Source organism: Streptococcus mitis (assembly GCF_946190375.1).
In the GTDB taxonomy this organism is placed as follows: domain Bacteria; phylum Bacillota; class Bacilli; order Lactobacillales; family Streptococcaceae; genus Streptococcus; species Streptococcus mitis_CJ.
Map to the genome: position 1 here is coordinate 1 of NZ_CAMIAF010000004.1, position 19311 is coordinate 19311.

Below are 19311 nucleotides of genomic sequence, written 5' to 3' on the forward strand. Positions count from 1 at the left end.
TATCAAAAAAGAAAGGACAAATTTCGTCCTTTCTCGATCTTAGCTTTTCTTCAACCCACTACAGTTGACAAAGAGCCGTAAAAACTCAATCTCTACTTTTCACTTCTTTAGTTGCCACATCTTCTCCAAACCATTTTTGGCTGATTTCCTGGAACTTCCCTTCTTGGTATAGTTGAACAAAGGCCTGGTTTAAAGCTTGCAGTAATCTTTTATCAGCTGGTCTAACTCCGACTGCAAAGGATTCACTTTCAAATCCTGCTGAAAAGACATTGTAGTCATTTAATATACCCTCAGACTGGAGATAGTAATTAGCATACACTCGGTCAATCAACAAGGCATCAATCCGGTCATTTTTCAAATCAATCAAGGCTTCATTGAAACTCTGATATTGATTGGCCTTCTGCTCTTTAACACGATTTTTCAGTAAATCTAGCTGGGCTTCAAAGTCTAGATAACCAGAGGATCCGGCTTGGGCTCCCAAGGTCTTATCCTTCATATCCTCTACTGAATGAATTTGATGGCTTTTCTTAGCAACCAGAACCTGCTGATTTTCCATATATGGAATGCTAAAGGCAACCTTCTCTCGGCGTTCATCAGTGGCAGAATAGCCATTCCAGATGGCATCTATGGTTCCATTTTGCAGTTCCGTTTCCTTCATATCCCAGTCAATTGGCTGAAATTGAATCTTAAAACCTAATTTTTCAGAAACTGCTTGTGCTAAGTCAATATCAAAGCCCGTATATTGGCCATTCTTTTCCTCAAATCCCATGGGTACAAAGGTATTATCAAAACCAATGGTTATACTGCCTTGCTCTTGATACTTATTCCAGTTATCCTGCTTTGGATCGCTAGCCTTCTGAGTACAAGCAGTTAAAAAGAGAGTCAGGAGCGAAACCAACACTAAAGCAATTTTCTTATTAGTCATTGGCACCTCCTACTTGGGCTCAACCTTGAGAATCTGATCTGCGATATTTTCAGCGAATTGTAAATCGTGGGTAACCACAATCTGCGTCATCCCAAGTTCCCTATTTTGCAAGATCAATTTTTCCACTTCCAAGCGCAATTCTGGATCTAGGGCAGAAGTTGGTTCATCATAGCCAATGATTTCTGGATCAATCATCATAGCACGCGCCAAGGCCACACGTTGCTTTTGCCCACCTGATAATGAGAATGGATAGGCGTCTGTGTGCCCTGCCAGTCCCAATTGCTCCAAGAGACCTCGCGCCTTCTGCTCAGCCTCATCCTGCTTCATTCCCATTGTTTTCACAGGCGATAAGGTCAAATTGTCCAGAACTGATAAATGAGGGAAAAGTTGAAAATCTTGGAATACAAATCCTAGTAGATTGCGCTTCTCCAATTCATCCAGTTCTAAAGGTTCTTCATTATAAAAGATTTGCCCTGAATCAATAGTTTCAAGACCCGCAAGCATACGTAAGAGAGTTGTTTTACCTCCACCAGAAGGCCCAACGATAGCCAGGATTTGCTTTTCAGGAATTTTTAGACTGAAATTGGATAAAATTTGCTTTTCACCAAATCCCTTATTGATATTTCGTAATTCTAACATGGCAACCTCCTATCTATAATAACTGTACTTCTTCTCAACTTTTTTGGCAAGAATGGTCACAATCCCAATCAAAATCAAGTAAATAGCACCTGCCAAGAACATCGGAACCAGGCTAGCATCACGGTTGGCAGCTGTTCGACTAGCCAAGATAAGATCTGAAATTCCTAGAGCATAGACCAGAGAAGTATCCTTGACCAAACTCATAACCTCATTAAAGACACTAGGAAGAACAATCTTGGTCACTTGAGGCAAAATAATATAGCGCACTGTGTCAAAGGGACTAAACTTCAAGACTTTGGCAGCCTCATATTGACCTTTAGGAATGGTATCAATTCCCCCACGAAAGATTTCAGCAAAGTAAGCCGCATAATTCAACACAAAGGCAATGATAGCCGCAGGAAGACGGTCCAAACGAATCCCAATACTTGGCAGCACATAATAGATAAAGATTAATTGCAAGAGCAAGGGTGTGCCTCGCATGATCCAGATATAAATGTTAATCAGATGATGGAGGAGCTTCCAATGGACTTGCAAGGCAAAGGCAATCAAAACACCCAAGGGAATAGAAAAAATCAAGACCAGTGCAAAAACCTGTAAAGTCATGCTTGCACCGCTCAATAAACTCGGTAATATCTCAAACAAATAAGACATACTGACACCTCCTAAAAATAATTGCTCCTATTATAGCATAAATAAACTAAATAACCAACTATTTTTGTAAAAAAATTCTTTTTCAATAGAAAAAATACAGTGTCTTGAAGCTAGAATAGGACAACACGACTTATAAAGCCTTGTTAGTCATTTGATTTGAATTTCCTAGTCTATTTGTTTATATTCCATTTCAATATATTATAATTTATAAGTGAAAAGAAAGGACAAATTTTGCCCTTTCTCGATCTTAGCTTCTATTTGTTATAGTTAACTTGACTGATAATTGGAGTTTTATCTTACGTATTTAAGATGGATTTTCCTTTTTAGTTCGTGCTAATCTCAGGGCACGATTTGGATTGAAACGATTAAATAGTTCTTCCAATTTCTTTTCATTCCAAAGGTCTGCGGCGGAAACGAAATTGCCATCCGCATCTCGGAAAGATATCGGTTTATCTCCCATACTAGTCTCCTAGTCTACAAATTCAAACTCAAATTTACCAATGCGGACCAAGTCCCCATCCTTAGCACCACGCGCACGAAGAGCTTCATCAACTCCCATACCACGAAGCTGGCGAGCAAATTTCATGACTGATTCGTCACGATCAAAGTTGGTCATATTAAAGAGTTTCATCAGTTTTTCACCAGAAAGCACCCATGTTGCATCGTCATCACGACTAATTTCAAAGGCTTTTTCTTCCTCGTCAAAGCCGTAGTATGCTTCTTCTTCCATATCTGACTCGTCATAGAGCAAAAATTCTGGTGTCTTGTCTAACAATTCAGCTGTAGCATCCAAAAGCGTAGCCAAACCTTGCTTAGTCAAACCAGAAATTGGGAAGATAACTGGTAACTCTTCAAATTCATCGTAGTTTTCAGCCAATTTTTTCTTAAATTCTTTAAGATTTTCTTGACTCTCAGGCATGTCCATTTTGTTGGCTACGATAATCTGTGGACGCTCCATGAGACGAAGATTGTATGACTCCAACTCCTTGTTAATGGCAAGATAATCCTCATAAGGATCACGGCCTTCGCTAGCTGACATATCAATGATGTGAAGGATGACACGTGTACGCTCGATGTGACGGAGGAACTGAGTTCCCAAACCAACACCTTGACTAGCACCTTCAATCAAACCTGGTAGATCGGCTACTGCAAAGGATTCACCTGATTGGGTACGAACCATACCTAGATTTGGCACAATGGTCGTAAAGTGGTAGGCACCAATTTTAGGTTTAGCTGAGGTAATAACACTTAAAAGTGTTGATTTCCCTACAGATGGGAAACCTACTAAACCGACATCTGCCAAGATTTTTAGTTCCAATTGTAACTCACGTTCCTGACCTGGTTCTCCATTTTCAGAGATTTCCGGTGCAGGATTTTTTGGTGTCGCAAAGCGGATGTTTCCACGTCCACCACGACCACCGTGGGCAACGATAAATTCTTGACCATGTTCAATCAAATCTGTCAAAACCTTGCCAGTCTCTGCATCACGAACAGTCGTACCTTGTGGTACTCGAACTCTAAGGTCTTCAGCACCACGACCATGCATCCCTTTGGTCATTCCTTTCTCACCAGAATCAGCCTTGAATTGGCGATTATAGCGGAAATCCATGAGGGTACGTAAACCTTCATCTACAACGAAGACGACATTGCCTCCACGACCACCATCACCGCCCCAAGGACCGCCATTAGGGACATATTTTTCACGGCGAAAGGCAACCATGCCATCACCACCATTACCAGCCTTGACCTTGATCTTAGCTGTATCTAAAAACATACTCATTTTTTCTTCTCACTTTAAAAAAGGGCTGGGAAATCCCAGTCACTAAATTTTCTTGAATCTATTTTATAGATTACTGAGGGCACCAATTGCAGTTGCAAAAATTCCCAATAAACTTGCTACTAGCATGATAATCACGATAAATAAGGTTATTTTCTCAAACATAGTTTTTTTACGATTTCCATTATCTCCAAATGCCATTTTTATCTCCTTCATTACATTCTATTTTCTATTATCTTAGCATGAATTGAGCTAGTTTTCAATAGTCACTTGCTACTGGCGCAATAATCCATAAAATGATATAAGCTACAACTCCTGCTCCATAACAAAAAGCAAGAACACCCCATATTACGCGAACAATAGTAGGATCCATATCAAAATAATGGGCTACCCCAGCACAAACACCAGCAATCTTTTTATCACGACCGCTTCTCATTAATTGTTTTTTCATACTGTTCCTCTTTCTATTCTTCATGGTCTTTCCAATAATCTCTTATGCTGATCAACTGTGTTTTTGAAGCCTTCAGCATGCGTCTAGAGCCTTTTACGGGTACAGCAACCACCTGTTGAGGTAGATACAAAACTGTTTTAAAAATACGCTGACTGACCGTGTCATCTTTTGCTAAATCTTTCTGGAAGTTATTTGAAATAATGGCATCCAGATAAAACTCATGCACTCGTTTCCCAAAGTTCTCAGCTGAAATCTCGTACAACTTCTCTGATAAAGTATGCTCATTCATGTCTGGTGTTGCAATCAGGGCTTCCAAAATAGCACCAGCCAAATCATGTTCTCCATAGTACAAGGTTCCAAACATTTTATCACTGATAAGATTGTCCAGATAAGGATTTCCGTGAGCAATGACAGGTGTTCCACTGGCTAAGCTTTCCAAGTATGTCAAACCTTGGGTTTCACTTGTCGATGCTGAAATAAAGAAATCTGCTGCCTTATAGTAAAGAGCGGTCTCACTAGGAGCAATCATCCCTGTAAAGACAACGGAGTCTTGAATCTCTAGTTTCTGGGCTTGCTTTTTGAGATCATCCAGATAAGGACCGTCCCCAGCTACCACCAGTTTAACCTTGTCTTCTTCTTTCAAAACTTCTGCAAAGGCTGCTAGTACTGCTTGAATATTTTTTTCATAGGAAATTCTGGAAAGGCTAAGCAACATCTTTTCATCATCTTGAATCCCTAGTTTACTACGTAGTTCTTTTAGATTTTCTTGCTTGATTTCTGGACGCTCAAACTTGGCTAATTCAATCCCAGTAGGAATGACCCGCTTTTCAACCTTGACTTTATAGTCAGATAGCAAGTCTCGGACAATCTCACTAGGGCAAATCACCCCATCCACATCATGCAAAAAACCTCTGACCAGATACTTGACCATACTAGGACGAATCAACATCCCCTTCGCAATATAATGCACGTAGTCTTCGTATTGGGTGTGATAGGTATGGATGACTGGAATCTTCAATTCACGCGCAATCCAAATTCCCAACAAGCCAAGAGAAAATTCTGTCTGAGTATGGATAATATCCAGTTGATATTGTTTAGCAATTTCAAGCGCCTTACTAAAACCTCGATAGGCAAAGCGGCGATCTTTAAAAGCAAAAAAGGGAACACTTGGAATGCGGATAATTTGCCAATCTTCATAACGATTGACATCCTTATCTGTTGTCGTAAAGATAAAAACAGCATGTCCCTGCTTTTCAAGTTCGGTTTTCAAGGTTCGAATACTGGTCGCCACACCTGAAACCTGAGGAAAATAGGTATCTGTAAATAAACCAATTCGCATAGATTACCTCACTTTTTACTTTCTCCCTAAAGCGGCTTGTTTCTCATAAAAGTCCAACCAGATTTGTAACAGATGCTCTTCTGAATACTCTCTAGAAATATTCTTAGCTTTTTCTTTCAAATCTTTTAAAGCAGCAGGATTTGCTTGATATTCCAGAATAGCCTCTTTCATCTCTTCTCTGTCTGCTGTCGCCCGATAATTCCCCTCTAAAATCACCTTATAAAGATCTAAATCACGCAACATAATAGGAGCTTCACAACTGGCAGCCTCTAAAATCGTCATCGGAAAGAGCTCATTATAACTAGGCAACAAGAAAAGGTCCGCTAGGGCATACAATTCGCGCATCCGCTCTGGTGAGACAATACCTGGAAAAATCAAATTTTTAGGGGGATTCTCCATGATTTTCTTGTAACGTTCATAACCATCTGTCATACCACCAAAAGAGAAACCACCTGCCCAGATAAAGGTAATCTGAGGCAATTCCTCAGCCAGACAGATAAAGTCATCAATCCCTTTACGTTTCTGAACTTGCCCAGCACCTACTACGATAAACTGTTTGTCACTAAGACCTAGCTCTGTACGCAGTCTCGCTACCTCTTCCTGTGGAAGAGGATGCCATTTTTCCTTGTTTACAAAGTTAGGAATATAAGTCACTTTTTCACGTGGAATACCAGCTGCCACCAAATCCTCGATAAACATAGGATTGACCACCACCAAGTGCTCCATCCGGTTGTAAAAAGAAAATACGTAGTGTTTAACAATTCCCTTTAAGAAAAATGGAATTTTCAAACTCCCCTCAAGTGTATCAGGCAAGAAGTGCACATAGCCAATTTTCCTTCCTGAGCGTTTCTTTTGGAATGTTGATAAATAATAGGGGAAATCAATTGTATGAAAGTGAGTCACATCTGCCTCTATTGGAAGATTTTCTGTAACAATCAATTGGTCCTTGGCATCACGGTGAAGAAGACGAACTAATTCACGATAAGCACCTGAAACTCCTTGTCCTGCTACTTTCTCACTTGAACTTAACATATTGATGCGTAATTTCTTTTTTTCCATAACTACTATTATATCATTTTCTTTGAATAAAATCAGCAAAAGAAAGGAGAGACTGGAGGAAAAGAGGGGGAAATTTCCTCACTTTTCCAAGGGTCTCTCACATGCTTTTATATGTTTATACTCAATGAAAATCAAAGAGCAAACTAGGAAGCTAGCCGCAGGCTGTACTTGAGTACGGCAAGGTGAAGCTGACGTGGTTTGAATTTGATTTTCGAAGAGTATTACTTAATGCCTAGGGCAATGCGTGCATAGCGACTCATTTTTTCAACTGTCCAGGCTGGATACCAAACCAATTTAACCTCAGTATCCGTTACTTCTGGTACCTCTGTCATGGCATCATAAATCTGGTCCGTCAAAAGGTCAGCTAGGGGACAACCCATAGTTGTCAAAGTCATATCAATCTCTGTTTGCCCTGTGTCGCCATCAAAACGAATCTCATAAATCAAACCAAGATTGACAATATCGATTCCCAACTCAGGGTCGATGACTTCTTCCAAGGCTGTTAAAATCCGTGTTTTGATATTTTCAATTTGCTCTTCTGTATAAGCCATATTTATCCTCACTCTTAGTCTTCAATAAAATCACGAAGCGGTTTGCTGCGACTTGGTTGGCGTAGTTTTCTCAAAGCCTTGGCTTCAATCTGACGGATACGCTCACGGGTTACGTTAAAGACTTTACCTACATCTTCAAGGGTGCGCATTTTCCCATCATCTAGTCCAAAACGTAGACGCAAGACGTTTTCTTCACGGTCTGTAAGAGTATCCAAGACCTCATCCAGCTGCTCACGCAAGACGATACGAGTTGTGTAGTCCACTGGATTTTCAATCACTTCATCTTCGATAAAGTCCCCAAGGTGGCTATCATCCTCTTCACCGATTGGTGTTTCAAGAGATACTGGTTCTTGAGCAATCTTCAAGATTTCACGAACCTTGTCAGGAGTCATATCCATACGTTCAGCGATTTGTTCTGGCGTTGGATCTTGTCCCAATTCTTGAAGGAGGTTACGCTGTTCACGAACCAATTTATTAATGGTTTCAACCATGTGGACTGGAATACGAATGGTACGAGCTTGATCCGCAATAGCACGAGTGATAGCCTGACGAATCCACCAAGTTGCATAAGTTGAGAACTTAAATCCTTTAGAATAGTCAAACTTGTCAACCGCCTTCATCAAGCCCATATTCCCTTCTTGAATCAAGTCAAGGAACTGCATACCACGGCCGACATAACGCTTGGCAATGGAAACAACCAAACGAAGGTTGGCTTCCGCAAGACGTTGTTTGGCTTCAATATCGCCAGCTTCAACAGCCAGTGCCAATTCTTTTTCCTCTTCATTGGTCAAGAGAGGAACGACCCCGATTTCTTTCAAGTACATACGAACAGGGTCATTGACCTTAGCCGAAGTTGATCCAATCAAGTCCTCATCGCTGAGTTCTGGCTCTTCTTCTACACTAAGCACACGCGCACTTGGATTTCCTTCGTTATCTGTGATTGAAATTCCTGCATCCTGGATTCGTTGCAAGAGGTCTTCAATCCCATTAGCATCCAAGGTAAAAGGAATGACTAGACTAGCATTGATTTCATCGTCTGTTGCTGTCCCTTTTTGTTTATGATTACGGATAAATTCTGCTACTTGTACGTCAAATGTTGTTACTTCTTTTTGTTTTGTTGCCATTATTACTCCATTCTTCTCTTTTGGGAAATTAAACGTTCCAATTCTTCTAGGGCTGTGTCGGTATCTCCTACATGGCTAGCTTCCTGCACCTTCTTTTTAATTCTCATATTGTCCTGATTCAAGAGAGCCTTGTTTCGAGTCGTCTCTACTTCACTGAGTTCCTGCGGCGACATCTCAGCAGGTAAATCCTGAGCTAAGACTTGGTACCAAGCTCTTTCAACTTCCTCTGTCTGGTCTGCTAAAACTTCCGGAGGAAGATTTCCATACTGGCCAAGCAAGTCATATAAGACCTGAAATTCAGGTGTGTCAAATGCAAAATCTTCTCGCAAACGGTAATCGTTCAAAACAAGAGGGGATTCCATCATTCGATAAAGTAGATGGGCTTCTGCCCTCATAATAGCCGATAACTGCTTGGTAACAGGCATGGTGATTGGCGTCGGTCTGGAAATTCCTTCCATACGATTCTGCCTTTGTGCCTGACGGCTTTCATTAACAATCTGCTCAATCTGGGCATAATCAAAGGACGCCAGACTGTCAGCTAAAATATGAATATAGCTGTTTTGAGCAGTGATGGACTTTTCTTGAACAATCAAGGGAGCTATTTTTTCAATAAACTCAATCTGTGCCTGCAGATTTTCACTATTTTCAGGTTTGTACTGATGAATGTAGAACTCAATCGGACTAATACGAGTTTTCGTTAATAGATAGGCCAAGTCTTCTGGACCATTATTTTGTAGATACTCATCCGGATCCAAGTTATCAGGCATGCTGACGATCTGCACAGGCATATCACCAATTTCGTCCAGCGCTTTCAAAGTCGCGGCCTGCCCAGCCTTATCGCCATCGTAAACAAGAACCAACTTCTTGGTTAACCTTTTCAGATGCTCAACATGCTCACGACTCAAAGCCGTTCCCATAGACGCCACAGCATTTTCGATTCCAGCCCGATAGGCTGCAATGACATCCATGAACCCTTCCATCAGGTAAATCTCACTGGCTTTACCAGAAGATTTTTTTGCCCTATCCATATGATATAATTCGTAACTTTTGTTAAAAATTACAGTCGATCGGCTATTTTTATACTTAGAAGTTTGTGAATCCGTTTTCTGCCAGATACGACCTGAGAAGGCAATGACCTTTCCCTGATCATTTGTAAGGGGAAACATAATCCGATTGTGAAAGGTGTCTACAAATTGATTGGCATCCGAGAGGTAAAATAGCCCTGAATCTAGGAAATCCTCTTCATGATACTGACCAGACAAACGTTGATAGAGATAGTTTCGTTCTGGAGGTGCTAAACCAATCCGAAAATGCTTGAGCACTTCATCTGTTAAACCACGCTGATAGAGGTAGTTTCTAGCCTCTTCCCCCATGGTCGTTGTCATGAGAATAGCATGATAAAATTTGGCTGCATCTTCATGCATATCATAAAGAGCTTGGTGAGGCGAGGCTGGCTTCTGCTCACTATAAAGCGGTTTTTCCACCTCTATCCCAACACGCTGACCTAAGATTTGGACAGCCTCCATAAAGGGAACCCCTTGGTACTCCTCGATGAACTTAAAGACATCACCTGAGCGCCCACAACCAAAACAGTGGTAAAACTGCTTGTCCTCTACAACGTTGAAAGAAGGTGTTTTTTCACCATGAAAAGGACAGAGCCCTAGATAGTTCCGTCCTGCCTTTTGTAAAGAAATCACATCTCCTATGACTTCCACAATGTTGGCATTGTTTTTGATTTCTTCAATGACTTGTTTGTCAACCATACACAATACCTCCATGTTATCATAGTTTACTTTATATAGTATACTTTATTTCAGAAAAAAAGTAAACCATTTCACTCATTTTCCCTACTTTATTCAAAGAGTTGATAATAATCAGAGATTTTCATTTTTGCTTTATCTTCTTGGTTCAAATCTTGGATAATCCGTCCTTCTTTCATGACAATCAAGCGATTGCCATATTTGAGAGCATCTTCCATATGATGAGTAATCATAAGAGCTGTCAGCTGATCTTTCTTGACAAATTCATCTGTCAACTCCATCAAGGCTACACTGGTCTTTGGATCAAGAGCTGCAGTATGCTCATCTAACAAGAGTAATTCAGGTCGCTTCAAGGTTGCCATCAAGAGACTCAAGGCTTGTCTTTGTCCACCTGATAAGAACTCAATCGGTGTATTCAAGTGTTTCTCAAGACCGTTTCCCACTTTTTCAATGGTCGCCTGAAATTCATCCTTATAGCTAGTCAAGCGTCGTGGTAACAATCCACGCTTTTCACCACGAAACTTGGCAATCAGGAGATTTTCAGCGACTGTCATACGAGGAGCTGTTCCCATCTTTGGATCTTGGAAGACTCGAGACAGATACTTGGCACGCTTCTCGGGTGAAAACTTGGTAACATCTTCACCCAAAATACGGATTGTTCCACTGGTTAAGGACAAGGTGCCTGCAATGGTGTTAAAGAGAGTTGACTTCCCAGCACCATTTCCACCTAAAATCGTGATGAAATCCTGTTCAAAAATTTCTAAGGAAACATCATTTAAGATAATCTTTTCTTCATCAAAGCCATTTTTAACGACTTTGGTTGCATTTTTTAATTCTACAATTGCTGTCATTTGCTTAATTTGGCTCCTTTCAAGATTGTTTGCTTAAATGTTGGAATCATGAGGCAGACTGCTAAAATCACGGCACTGTACAAACGAAGGTAACTTGTATTAAAGCCAAGAGCGATAACTGCCCACACTAAGAATTGATAGGCAATAGAACCTACAACGATGGTAACCAGACGTTCTGCCAAGCTCAAACTCTTGAAAATAACTTCCCCAATAATCAAACTTGCAAGCCCCACAACGATAACCCCGATTCCTCGAGATACATCGGCATACCCTTCTTGCTGGGCAATGAGAGCTCCTGCAAGGGCAATCACACCATTTGATAAGACCAATCCCATGAGCTCCATGCGTCCAGTATGAATCCCGAAACTTCTAGCCATATCAGGATTGTCACCTGTAGCAATATAGGCTTGTCCTAGTTTGGTATCCAAGAAAAAGAGCATGAGAGCAATAACAAGACTGACAAAGATGAGACCTGTCAAGAGTTGATTCAAATCTGAATCAAAAGGTAAGACATCCTGAATTTGCTTAGTTCCAAGCAAGCCTAAATTTGCACGTCCCATAATCAAAAGCATGATTGAGTGACAAGAAGTCATCACCAAAATCCCTGAGAGCAAGGTTGGGATTTTTCCTTTTGTATAAAGAAGTCCTGCTGCCATTCCAGCCAAACAACCGGCTCCAACAGCAACAAGTGTCGCTAGAAATGGGTTCACGCCTTTGGTTATCAGAGTGACAGCAACAGCTCCCCCAAGAGGGAAGGAACCTTCTGTCGTCATATCTGGAAAGTTTAAAATCCTAAATGTCATAAAGATTCCCAGACCTAAAATAGCCCAGACAAATCCTTGAGAAATAATAGATAATATCATCTGTTTCTTAACCTTTTCTATATGATTTCTATTGTAAAAAATTGGAGGAGATGTCCCCAACTCCTCCATTACAGATTATTCAATCACTTGTCCTGCTTCTTTTAGAACAGATTCAGGAATCGTAATACCTAGCTCTTGTGCCAATTTTTTGTTAATTACTGACTTACCAGTTGAAAATACATTGACTGGAGTATCAGCTGGTTTTGCACCTTTCAAGACTTGCGCAATCATTTTACCTGTTGCCACACCAAGGTCATGTTGGTCAACTACAACTGATGCCAAACCACCAGCTTCTACCATGGCAGTTGCGCTTGGGTAGATTGGTTTTTTAGCTGATTGGTTGCTTGATACAACTGTTGAAAATGCAGATGCAATGGTGTTGTCGATTGGAACCCAGATAGCATCAACCTTGCTAGTCATAACATTGACTGTTGAAGCAATTTCATTTGTTGAAGGAACAGCAAATGTTTCGACTGTCAAACCTGCTTTTTCAGCATAAGCTTTAAATTCTTCTACCTGTGTTTTTGAATTATCTTCACTGCTTGAGTAAAGAGCACCGATTGTTTTCACATTTGGTGTCAGAGCCTTGATGAGTTCAACTTGTTGTTGAGCTGGGTTGTGGTCAGATACCCCTGTAATGTTGCCACCTGGTTTTTTCAAATCTTTAACCAAGTTAGCACCGATTGGGTCTGTAATAGCAGCCATGATAACAGGTAGATCTTTTGTTGCACTAGCCAAACCTTGAGCAGCTGGTGTTGCGATACCAACAACCAAGTCATTACCATTCGCAACCAACTGTTTACTCATTGTCGCAACCTTACTTTGGTCGCCTTCTGAGTTCATAAAGTCAATCTTCAACTGATCATCTTTATAACCTTCTTCTGCAAGTCCATCTTGTATCCCTTTATAAATCAAGTCAAGAGATGGATGGCTCACAAACTGAAGGACACCAACTTTGGCAACTTTCTTTTCATTCTTAGCTTCTGGTTTATTCATTGAAGAGTAAATCAAGCTTCCTGCTACTAAAACTGCTAATGCAGCGATAATTCCAATTAAACGTTTATTTTTCATTCTATTTCTCCTTTTTAATTCCTTTAAAATACTTCTCTTACCTGAACAAGCGACGCCATCGTTTTCTTTCCATACTAACCTCCATCAAAAAAGTCCTCACACAAAAAACTTGTGTGAGGACGTCGATGCGCGGTACCACCTCAATTATAGGGAATTTCCCTATCGCTCTGTCTCGCAATAACGAGATGCACTGTAAGGTGTGCTCACCGAATTTTTATGATTTCAAATTCTAAATAACATTCAGCCCAATTTTCATCATCGCCACTTATCTGTTTTCAGCTACCACAGACTCTCTAAAAAGTTTGAATGATTACTTTTCTGAATGGTTAAATTATATCATTTTTCAACTACTTGTCAAGACTCTTTGATAATTTTTTTGAAATATTCAAAAACTTCCCCTATAGAAAAGAGGAAGTTTGAAAGGTATCAGCCAGAATTACGCAATCCTGTCGCAATTCCGTTGATGGTTGTATGGATTAATTTTTCTTGATCACTTGATAATTCTCCTCGACGTTGACGTTTAATCAACTCCAACTGGATATAGTTGAGGATATTAAAGTAAGGCATACGGTAATCCAAACTTGCTTTTAGATATGGATTTTCCGCCAAGAGTTCATCGTAGCCTTCGATAGCCAAGATGACTTCCTTGGTAACTTGCCATTCATTTAGAATAGTCTCATAGATTGCTTTTACTTGATCATCTTCACAAAGTTTGGCATATTCAAAAGCAATGTTCATATTTGATTTTGACAAGACCATGTCAACATTTGAAAGAAGTGACTGGAAGAAAGGCCAATTTTGGTACATATCTCGTAGAATAGCGATATTTTCTGGATTTTTATCAATAAATTCCTTGAAGCTTGATCCAACCCCATACCATCCAGGGAACATGACACGGCTTTGTGACCATGAGAATACCCAAGGAATGGCACGCAAACCACCGATTTCAGTAATGGTCTTACGAGCGGCTGGGCGAGAACCGATATTAAAGCTGGAAATAGCCTTGATTGGACTTGACTCAAAGAAATAATCATAGAAATGGTCATTACCAAAGACTAAATCACGGTAGATATCGTAACTACGGTCCACTACTTGGTCCATAATGGCTTCATAACGATTTGATGTATTGGTATCGCTCTTCTTCTGCGTAATCATACGGTTAATGGCTGCAGATACTAGCATTTCAAGATTATAGTAGGCCGCATCTTTGTTACCGTATTTATTGCCAATTACTTCACCCTGCTCCGTCAAACGGATACGATCCTTGATTGACTTGAGCGGTTGGGAGGTGATGGCTTCATAAGTTGGTCCACCACCACGACCGACAGTACCACCACGGCCATGGAAGAAGGTAACCTTAACACCAAATTCATCTCCAATAGCAGTCAATTGTTGTTGAGCCTTGTAGAGGGTCCAACATGATGATAGGTAGCCACCATCTTTATTACTATCAGAGTAGCCAAGCATGATTTCTTGGTAGTTATTGCGCGAAGCAATCCATTTCTTAGCAAGAGGAAGAGAAAGATATTCTCTCATGGTTTCTTCTGAGTGATCCAAGTCCTCAATTGTTTCAAAGAGAGGAACGATTTGGACACGGGCTCTTTCTTTATCAACTAGTCCTACTTCTTTTAGCAAGATAGCCAATTCCAGCATGTCTGATACGCTAGTTGCATGTGAAATAATGGTTTGACGAATAACATCATCACCCAACTTATCTTTCAACTTACGAGCAGCTTTAAAGATGGCCAATTCTTTTTCAAGTAACTCTGATTTTTCAACATGAGTGGCAGAAAGAATACGTGGATCTTCTTCTAATTCTTTCAAAAGAAGCTGGCATTTTTCTTCTTCACTTAGTTCGCTATAACGCGAATGAATTCCTGCTGATTTCAAAAGTTCAGCTACACAGGCTTCATGAACACTAGAATCTTGACGCATGTCAATAGATGCCAAATAGAAACCAAAAATTTCAACTGCCTGAATTAACTCAACAAAATCACCAGAAATCAGTGCTTCACCCTTGTTTTCCAAGAGGGAATCACGGATGGTAATTAAATCCTTATAAAAATCATTGGCTGTTTCATATCGAGCCCCAACTTCCTTATCTTCAATGAGATAGATTTTTGTAGCTTGGATTTTTGATTGAATATCAAACAAGGCACGACGATAAAGCTCTTTTTCACGGTAAATAGAATTATCCTTGGATTGACGAGCCATTTCTCTGACTTGCTTGCTCACATTGACAATACTGGTTGAGAGGGAGAATTCACGATAAAGTTGGTAAATCTTTTCATCATAGTAGTTCATGATGACTTCACACTGGGTCATGGCAGATTGTTTCAAGGTATCTGCTGTAACAAAGGGATTCCCATCACGGTCCCCACCAATCCACATTCCCATGGTAATCGGTTTAGGATGTTTCAACTCTAAGCCATGTTTTTTAGCCAGACGCTTGTACTCAGCAGTCAAATGAGGAACAGCTTTCAGGAATGAACTATTGTAGTATTCCATAACATTCGTGATTTCATTGGTAACTTTCAATTTCTTTTCACGAATCATATCTGTCTGCATGATAATCTCAATGTAACGACGGAGATCATTATGCCATTTTTCCTTATTAATCAAGCCTAATTTCACATCACGGTACTTACGCAAGAGGGTATGGATATGATTTGTCAAATCCAGCATACTCTTACGTTGTACTTGTGTTGGATGGGCAGTCAAAACAGGGACAACATTCAAATGTTCTAGAATTTCAACCGCATTTTCTTTTTCTGCAACCATTTTGATAGTTGCTGACAATTTACCAAGATAATCTTGATCGATATTATTTTGGTGGTTGATTTCATAAGCCAAATCCACGTCTTCTGAAATATTAATCAAGAGGGGCAAGATAGAGAAATAGCGTGAAATATAAGCCATTTCATCATTTGTCAGGCTAGTAACCAATTGGTTCAAGCCTTGATAATCTTCTTGAGTTGACAATTCTTTCAACTGCATGATTTTTTCAAAAGTCTCTGGGGCAAGCATGTTTTTAGTGATATCTTCTAACAATTCTGTTAAAATCAATACTTCTTCTTGCACGACAGCTTTATTACTATAGTTTTCTAATTTTTGAAGAGACATAGGTAATCCTTTCCACTATCAGCTCTACATATAGTTTGAGGAGTGAGCTTCTAACTCCTCATACAATTGAGCACGCTTTTCACTTGCATCAATATTTAAGACAAAGGCGATGGCTACAGACAAGACCAGAAGACTATTCCCTCCTTGCGATAAGAAAGGAAAGGTTACTCCTGTCGAAGGAATAATACCAGAAATTCCACCGATATTGACAAACACCTGGATCAACATCATCCCCCCAACCCCAATCGCCATCATGGAATTAAAGGGATTCTTAGCACGAATTCCGACTAGGATAATTCGCAAAATAAGAAAAAAAACAAGTGCTAAAATCAAGCCGGCCCCTACAAATCCAAATTCTTCGATGACAATTGAAAATACAAAATCTGTATGGGCCTCTGGTAAATAGCCACGTTTTTCAATTGAATTTCCTAAGCCTAGACCAAACCAACCACCATTTACCATAGCAAAGTAGGAATTTGCAAGTTGGTGACCAGCTCCTGCCAAATCAGCAAAGGGATTAAAGTAGGCACTGAAACGCTTGGCCACGTAACCAAATACTGGAACTTTTGAAAACTTATCAACCCCAATTACAGAAATAGCTGATAGAGATAGGGCTGAAACTCCAAACAATACACCGATAAAGACTATAAACCAACGATGAGCAATCCCACTAACTGTATACATAATCAAGGCGACCAGCGCTAGGATTGTAGCATTCCCCAAATCTGGGAAAATAGCCAAACTTCCTATCATTACCAAGAGGACAAAACGCCAATCATTAAAAGCTCGAGGAATCCATTGATTTTGAGTTAAAACTTGAAAATCGTAAATACCAATTTCATCCTGTTGTTTTGAAAAACGTTGGGCCAAGTACCAGACGATGATAATCTTCAAATACTCAGCTGGCTGAATGGTCAAAGGTCCTACTGAAATCCAACCATAGGCTCCATTGACTGGCGTACCAATTAAGCGAGCCAGAGCTAAGAGAATCAACTCAACAAACATAACAATAAATAAAAGTCGTTCTTTTCTTAAAAAATTCAGTTTCAGCTTATATATCAAGGCAATTAATATTAAACTAAATATCCAAAACATTCCCTGACTTCGAACCAATTGGAGGGCACTTTTACCTTCTTCGATAAGAATGGCACTGGTTGTAGAATAGACTACAATCAAACCCAAAATAGATAAAAGTAAGTAAGGAACTAGAATAGAATAGTTTAACAGGTGCCTCTTACTAATCTTCATAGTATCACCAATCTAATGAGAACAAAAGAAATTATTCCCAAATTTCGTTTATTTTCTAGTTTTGATTGCTATTATACCATTTTTTCCGAAAGAAAAAAACTCTTACCCTTAAGATAGAAGATTTTCTCATAAGAAAAAGAGCACTTGGCTCTTTTCTGTTTTATTCTTTTGAAGAACTGCTTGAGCTTGAATCTCCACCACCGATGTATTGAGTGAAGATATTTTGGAAGGCTTGATCTTTAACCTTGATATTGGCTGCTTGCAATTCTTTTCCGATAATACTTTGAACAAATGATGCGTCGTTTTGTTTTTGAGTTAAGATAACAGTTTTTAATTTTTCTTTGTAATCGTCAATATTAGATGATTTTTCCGTTTTCTTAGTGAGTTTTACAATATAATATTGACTGCTGTAGGCTTGTGTGCCAGTAGCTGTAATGACATCAGAAATTCCGTTAACATCCAAGGCAAAAGCTGCTTTCTTAACTTGATCTGGTACTTCTGTTGAAGCTGAATCAAAGGTGATTTCTCCACCGTTCGCTTTCGTTTTCTCATCTGTTGAGTTATCTTTAGCTAGTTGAGCGAAATCTGCGCCACTTGCCTTAGCTTTTTCAAGAATTTCTTTGGCCTTGTCTTCATTGTCCAAACGGATAATTTGAGCCGTTACATCTGGAGTGTACTCGTCAAAGGCCTTCTTATAAGCATCATCTGTCAATTCAGCTTCTGCTGCTTTCTTAACTGCCAACTCAACCAATTTACTTGTACGAATTTGAGCTTTACGTGTTTCAAGAGTCATTCCTGCTTGTGACAAGACACGTTGGTAGTTTTCACCATATTGTTTCTCTTCTTCGGCAATAGTGCCGTTGACTTCTTTGTCATCTACTTCTGAACCGTATTGTTTCTCAAATACTTTTTGGATAGTCAAGTTCAACAACACTTGTTGAGCTGAAGGATTGCTTTTCACTTGCTCATAAAATTGATGTTCTGTGATGACATCCCCTTTCATGCTGATAAGATCTGCTCCTTCTGAACCTTTCGAACAAGCTGCTAATGTTGCTACTGATAATAATGTAATGGCACCTGCCAATAGTTTTTTCTTCATGTCTACTCCTTTGAGATAAGTGTTACCCTATCTATTTTACTATATTTTCTTAAATTTTTCTGAAAATCATTCGCTGTCAGGCAATTGAACATCTGCTACATTTTTACGAAGCATGAGAATACCGTCCCCCAGAGGTACTAATGTTGCGGTGAGTCCTAGATTGTCTAAGGTTGCATCAAATAGTCTTTGAAGTCCTCTGTAAATAGTTCGCTGACCACGACGGACTTCCATAATATCCTTGGCAACATCACCACCTTGGAAAATATCATCCAAGACAACCACACCACCAACTTCCAAATGCTTGAGGATTTCTGGCAGAAATACGATGTATTTAGACTTGGCAGAATCCATAAAGACGAAATCATAGGACTCTGTCAAGGTAGATAAGACATCTACCGCATCTCCTTCTAGGAGTGTAATTTGCTTGCGACTGTCAAACTGGACAAAATTTTCCTTGGCAAAACCAATCATTTCTGGATTGCGGTCAATGGTTGTAATCTTGGCATTTGGCGCATGTTCTGCCATCAAGAGGGCTGAAAACCCGATGGCCGTCCCAATTTCCAGAATGTTTTTAGGTTGCATGGTTTCCATGAGAAAACGGAAATAAGCAACCGTTTCATGGGGAATAATGGGAATATTTTCCTTACGGGCAAAATCTTCCAATTCTTTCAAGGAACCTGTGACTTGCTTTTGACGCTGGCGCATCAAGTCCACAATTTCTTCCTTGACAACAGGACGACGCATGTTATGGTTGGCATTCTTACTATATGATTCAACCAT

Annotated in this window: 19 protein-coding genes and 1 other annotated feature; all 19 genes read right to left on the minus strand. The window is 39.9% G+C overall.

What is annotated here, in order from left to right:
- Positions 1-85: 85 nt before the first annotated feature.
- Positions 86-925, minus strand: coding sequence for an amino acid ABC transporter substrate-binding protein (locus N8M09_RS02650; RefSeq protein ID WP_261063609.1), 840 nt, complete (start codon positions 923-925; stop codon positions 86-88).
- Between the two features lie 9 nt (positions 926-934).
- Positions 935-1564: an amino acid ABC transporter ATP-binding protein gene (locus N8M09_RS02655; RefSeq protein ID WP_261063611.1), complete on the minus strand. Its 630-nt coding sequence runs from the start codon at positions 1562-1564 to the stop codon at positions 935-937.
- 9 nt (positions 1565-1573) lie between these two features.
- Complete coding sequence (locus N8M09_RS02660; protein WP_000120835.1) at positions 1574-2215, minus strand: amino acid ABC transporter permease; 642 nt, start codon at positions 2213-2215, stop codon at positions 1574-1576.
- Between the two features lie 304 nt (positions 2216-2519).
- On the minus strand, positions 2520-2675 hold the full coding sequence (locus N8M09_RS02665) for a hypothetical protein (protein ID WP_261063614.1): 156 nt from the start codon (positions 2673-2675) through the stop codon (positions 2520-2522).
- 9 nt (positions 2676-2684) lie between these two features.
- Complete coding sequence (gene obgE / locus N8M09_RS02670) at positions 2685-3995, minus strand: GTPase ObgE (RefSeq protein WP_261063616.1); 1311 nt, start codon at positions 3993-3995, stop codon at positions 2685-2687.
- Positions 3996-4058: 63 nt separating this feature from the next.
- A complete protein-coding gene (locus tag N8M09_RS02675; protein ID WP_000863859.1) occupies positions 4059-4193 on the minus strand; it encodes a DUF4044 domain-containing protein in 135 nt (44 codons plus the stop codon).
- A gap of 58 nt (positions 4194-4251) precedes the next feature.
- Positions 4252-4428: a PspC domain-containing protein gene (locus N8M09_RS02680; RefSeq protein ID WP_261063763.1), complete on the minus strand. Its 177-nt coding sequence runs from the start codon at positions 4426-4428 to the stop codon at positions 4252-4254.
- Between the two features lie 28 nt (positions 4429-4456).
- Complete coding sequence (locus N8M09_RS02685; RefSeq protein ID WP_261063618.1) at positions 4457-5782, minus strand: glycosyltransferase family 4 protein; 1326 nt, start codon at positions 5780-5782, stop codon at positions 4457-4459.
- 15 nt (positions 5783-5797) lie between these two features.
- Positions 5798-6841, minus strand: coding sequence for an alpha-galactosylglucosyldiacylglycerol synthase (gene cpoA, locus N8M09_RS02690; protein WP_261063620.1), 1044 nt, complete (start codon positions 6839-6841; stop codon positions 5798-5800).
- Positions 6842-7062: 221 nt separating this feature from the next.
- A complete protein-coding gene (locus N8M09_RS02695; protein WP_000331929.1) occupies positions 7063-7392 on the minus strand; it encodes a metal-sulfur cluster assembly factor in 330 nt (109 codons plus the stop codon).
- A gap of 14 nt (positions 7393-7406) precedes the next feature.
- On the minus strand, positions 7407-8516 hold the full coding sequence (rpoD, locus tag N8M09_RS02700) for an RNA polymerase sigma factor RpoD (protein ID WP_261063622.1): 1110 nt from the start codon (positions 8514-8516) through the stop codon (positions 7407-7409).
- 2 nt (positions 8517-8518) lie between these two features.
- Entirely contained in the window at positions 8519-10279 is a 1761-nt protein-coding gene (dnaG, locus tag N8M09_RS02705; protein ID WP_261063624.1) for a DNA primase, read from the minus strand.
- A gap of 89 nt (positions 10280-10368) precedes the next feature.
- Complete coding sequence (locus N8M09_RS02710) at positions 10369-11127, minus strand: ABC transporter ATP-binding protein (protein ID WP_173283055.1); 759 nt, start codon at positions 11125-11127, stop codon at positions 10369-10371.
- Complete coding sequence (locus tag N8M09_RS02715) at positions 11124-11990, minus strand: ABC transporter permease (protein WP_004234420.1); 867 nt, start codon at positions 11988-11990, stop codon at positions 11124-11126. Before N8M09_RS02715 ends, N8M09_RS02710 begins: the two co-directional genes overlap by 4 nt.
- Before the next feature lie 75 nt (positions 11991-12065).
- Complete coding sequence (gene trpX, locus N8M09_RS02720) at positions 12066-13061, minus strand: tryptophan ABC transporter substrate-binding protein (RefSeq protein WP_004259575.1); 996 nt, start codon at positions 13059-13061, stop codon at positions 12066-12068.
- Positions 13062-13173: 112 nt separating this feature from the next.
- Positions 13174-13391 (minus strand) — a binding site (T-box leader).
- Positions 13392-13487: 96 nt separating this feature from the next.
- Positions 13488-16184 carry a phosphoenolpyruvate carboxylase gene (gene ppc, locus N8M09_RS02725; RefSeq protein ID WP_261063627.1) on the minus strand — a complete coding sequence of 899 codons (2697 nt, stop codon included), beginning with the start codon at positions 16182-16184 and terminating at the stop codon, positions 13488-13490.
- Between the two features lie 24 nt (positions 16185-16208).
- Positions 16209-17432 (minus strand): cell division peptidoglycan polymerase FtsW, encoded by a 1224-nt coding sequence (ftsW, locus tag N8M09_RS02730; RefSeq protein ID WP_261063630.1) that lies wholly within the window; start codon positions 17430-17432, stop codon positions 16209-16211.
- Between the two features lie 160 nt (positions 17433-17592).
- Positions 17593-18531 carry a peptidylprolyl isomerase PrsA gene (prsA, locus tag N8M09_RS02735; RefSeq protein WP_261063632.1) on the minus strand — a complete coding sequence of 313 codons (939 nt, stop codon included), beginning with the start codon at positions 18529-18531 and terminating at the stop codon, positions 17593-17595.
- 66 nt (positions 18532-18597) lie between these two features.
- Entirely contained in the window at positions 18598-19311 is a 714-nt protein-coding gene (locus N8M09_RS02740) for an O-methyltransferase (RefSeq protein WP_261063634.1), read from the minus strand.

What these genes read in the sequence shown, in the direction of transcription:
- N8M09_RS02650 (WP_261063609.1), bottom strand. Translation starts at nt 925, where the DNA reads ATGACTAATAAGAAAATTGCTTTAGTGTTGGTTTCGCTCCTGACTCTC.
- N8M09_RS02655 (WP_261063611.1), bottom strand. Translation starts at nt 1,564, where the DNA reads ATGTTAGAATTACGAAATATCAATAAGGGATTTGGTGAAAAGCAAATT.
- N8M09_RS02660 (WP_000120835.1), bottom strand. Translation starts at nt 2,215, where the DNA reads ATGTCTTATTTGTTTGAGATATTACCGAGTTTATTGAGCGGTGCAAGC.
- N8M09_RS02665 (WP_261063614.1), bottom strand. Translation starts at nt 2,675, where the DNA reads ATGGGAGATAAACCGATATCTTTCCGAGATGCGGATGGCAATTTCGTT.
- obgE (WP_261063616.1), bottom strand. Translation starts at nt 3,995, where the DNA reads ATGAGTATGTTTTTAGATACAGCTAAGATCAAGGTCAAGGCTGGTAAT.
- N8M09_RS02675 (WP_000863859.1), bottom strand. Translation starts at nt 4,193, where the DNA reads ATGGCATTTGGAGATAATGGAAATCGTAAAAAAACTATGTTTGAGAAA.
- N8M09_RS02680 (WP_261063763.1), bottom strand. Translation starts at nt 4,428, where the DNA reads ATGAGAAGCGGTCGTGATAAAAAGATTGCTGGTGTTTGTGCTGGGGTA.
- N8M09_RS02685 (WP_261063618.1), bottom strand. Translation starts at nt 5,782, where the DNA reads ATGCGAATTGGTTTATTTACAGATACCTATTTTCCTCAGGTTTCAGGT.
- cpoA (WP_261063620.1), bottom strand. Translation starts at nt 6,841, where the DNA reads ATGGAAAAAAAGAAATTACGCATCAATATGTTAAGTTCAAGTGAGAAA.
- N8M09_RS02695 (WP_000331929.1), bottom strand. Translation starts at nt 7,392, where the DNA reads ATGGCTTATACAGAAGAGCAAATTGAAAATATCAAAACACGGATTTTA.
- rpoD (WP_261063622.1), bottom strand. Translation starts at nt 8,516, where the DNA reads ATGGCAACAAAACAAAAAGAAGTAACAACATTTGACGTACAAGTAGCA.
- dnaG (WP_261063624.1), bottom strand. Translation starts at nt 10,279, where the DNA reads ATGGTTGACAAACAAGTCATTGAAGAAATCAAAAACAATGCCAACATT.
- N8M09_RS02710 (WP_173283055.1), bottom strand. Translation starts at nt 11,127, where the DNA reads ATGACAGCAATTGTAGAATTAAAAAATGCAACCAAAGTCGTTAAAAAT.
- N8M09_RS02715 (WP_004234420.1), bottom strand. Translation starts at nt 11,990, where the DNA reads ATGATATTATCTATTATTTCTCAAGGATTTGTCTGGGCTATTTTAGGT.
- trpX (WP_004259575.1), bottom strand. Translation starts at nt 13,061, where the DNA reads ATGAAAAATAAACGTTTAATTGGAATTATCGCTGCATTAGCAGTTTTA.
- ppc (WP_261063627.1), bottom strand. Translation starts at nt 16,184, where the DNA reads ATGTCTCTTCAAAAATTAGAAAACTATAGTAATAAAGCTGTCGTGCAA.
- ftsW (WP_261063630.1), bottom strand. Translation starts at nt 17,432, where the DNA reads ATGAAGATTAGTAAGAGGCACCTGTTAAACTATTCTATTCTAGTTCCT.
- prsA (WP_261063632.1), bottom strand. Translation starts at nt 18,531, where the DNA reads ATGAAGAAAAAACTATTGGCAGGTGCCATTACATTATTATCAGTAGCA.
- N8M09_RS02740 (WP_261063634.1), bottom strand. Translation starts at nt 19,311, where the DNA reads ATGGTTGAATCATATAGTAAGAATGCCAACCATAACATGCGTCGTCCT.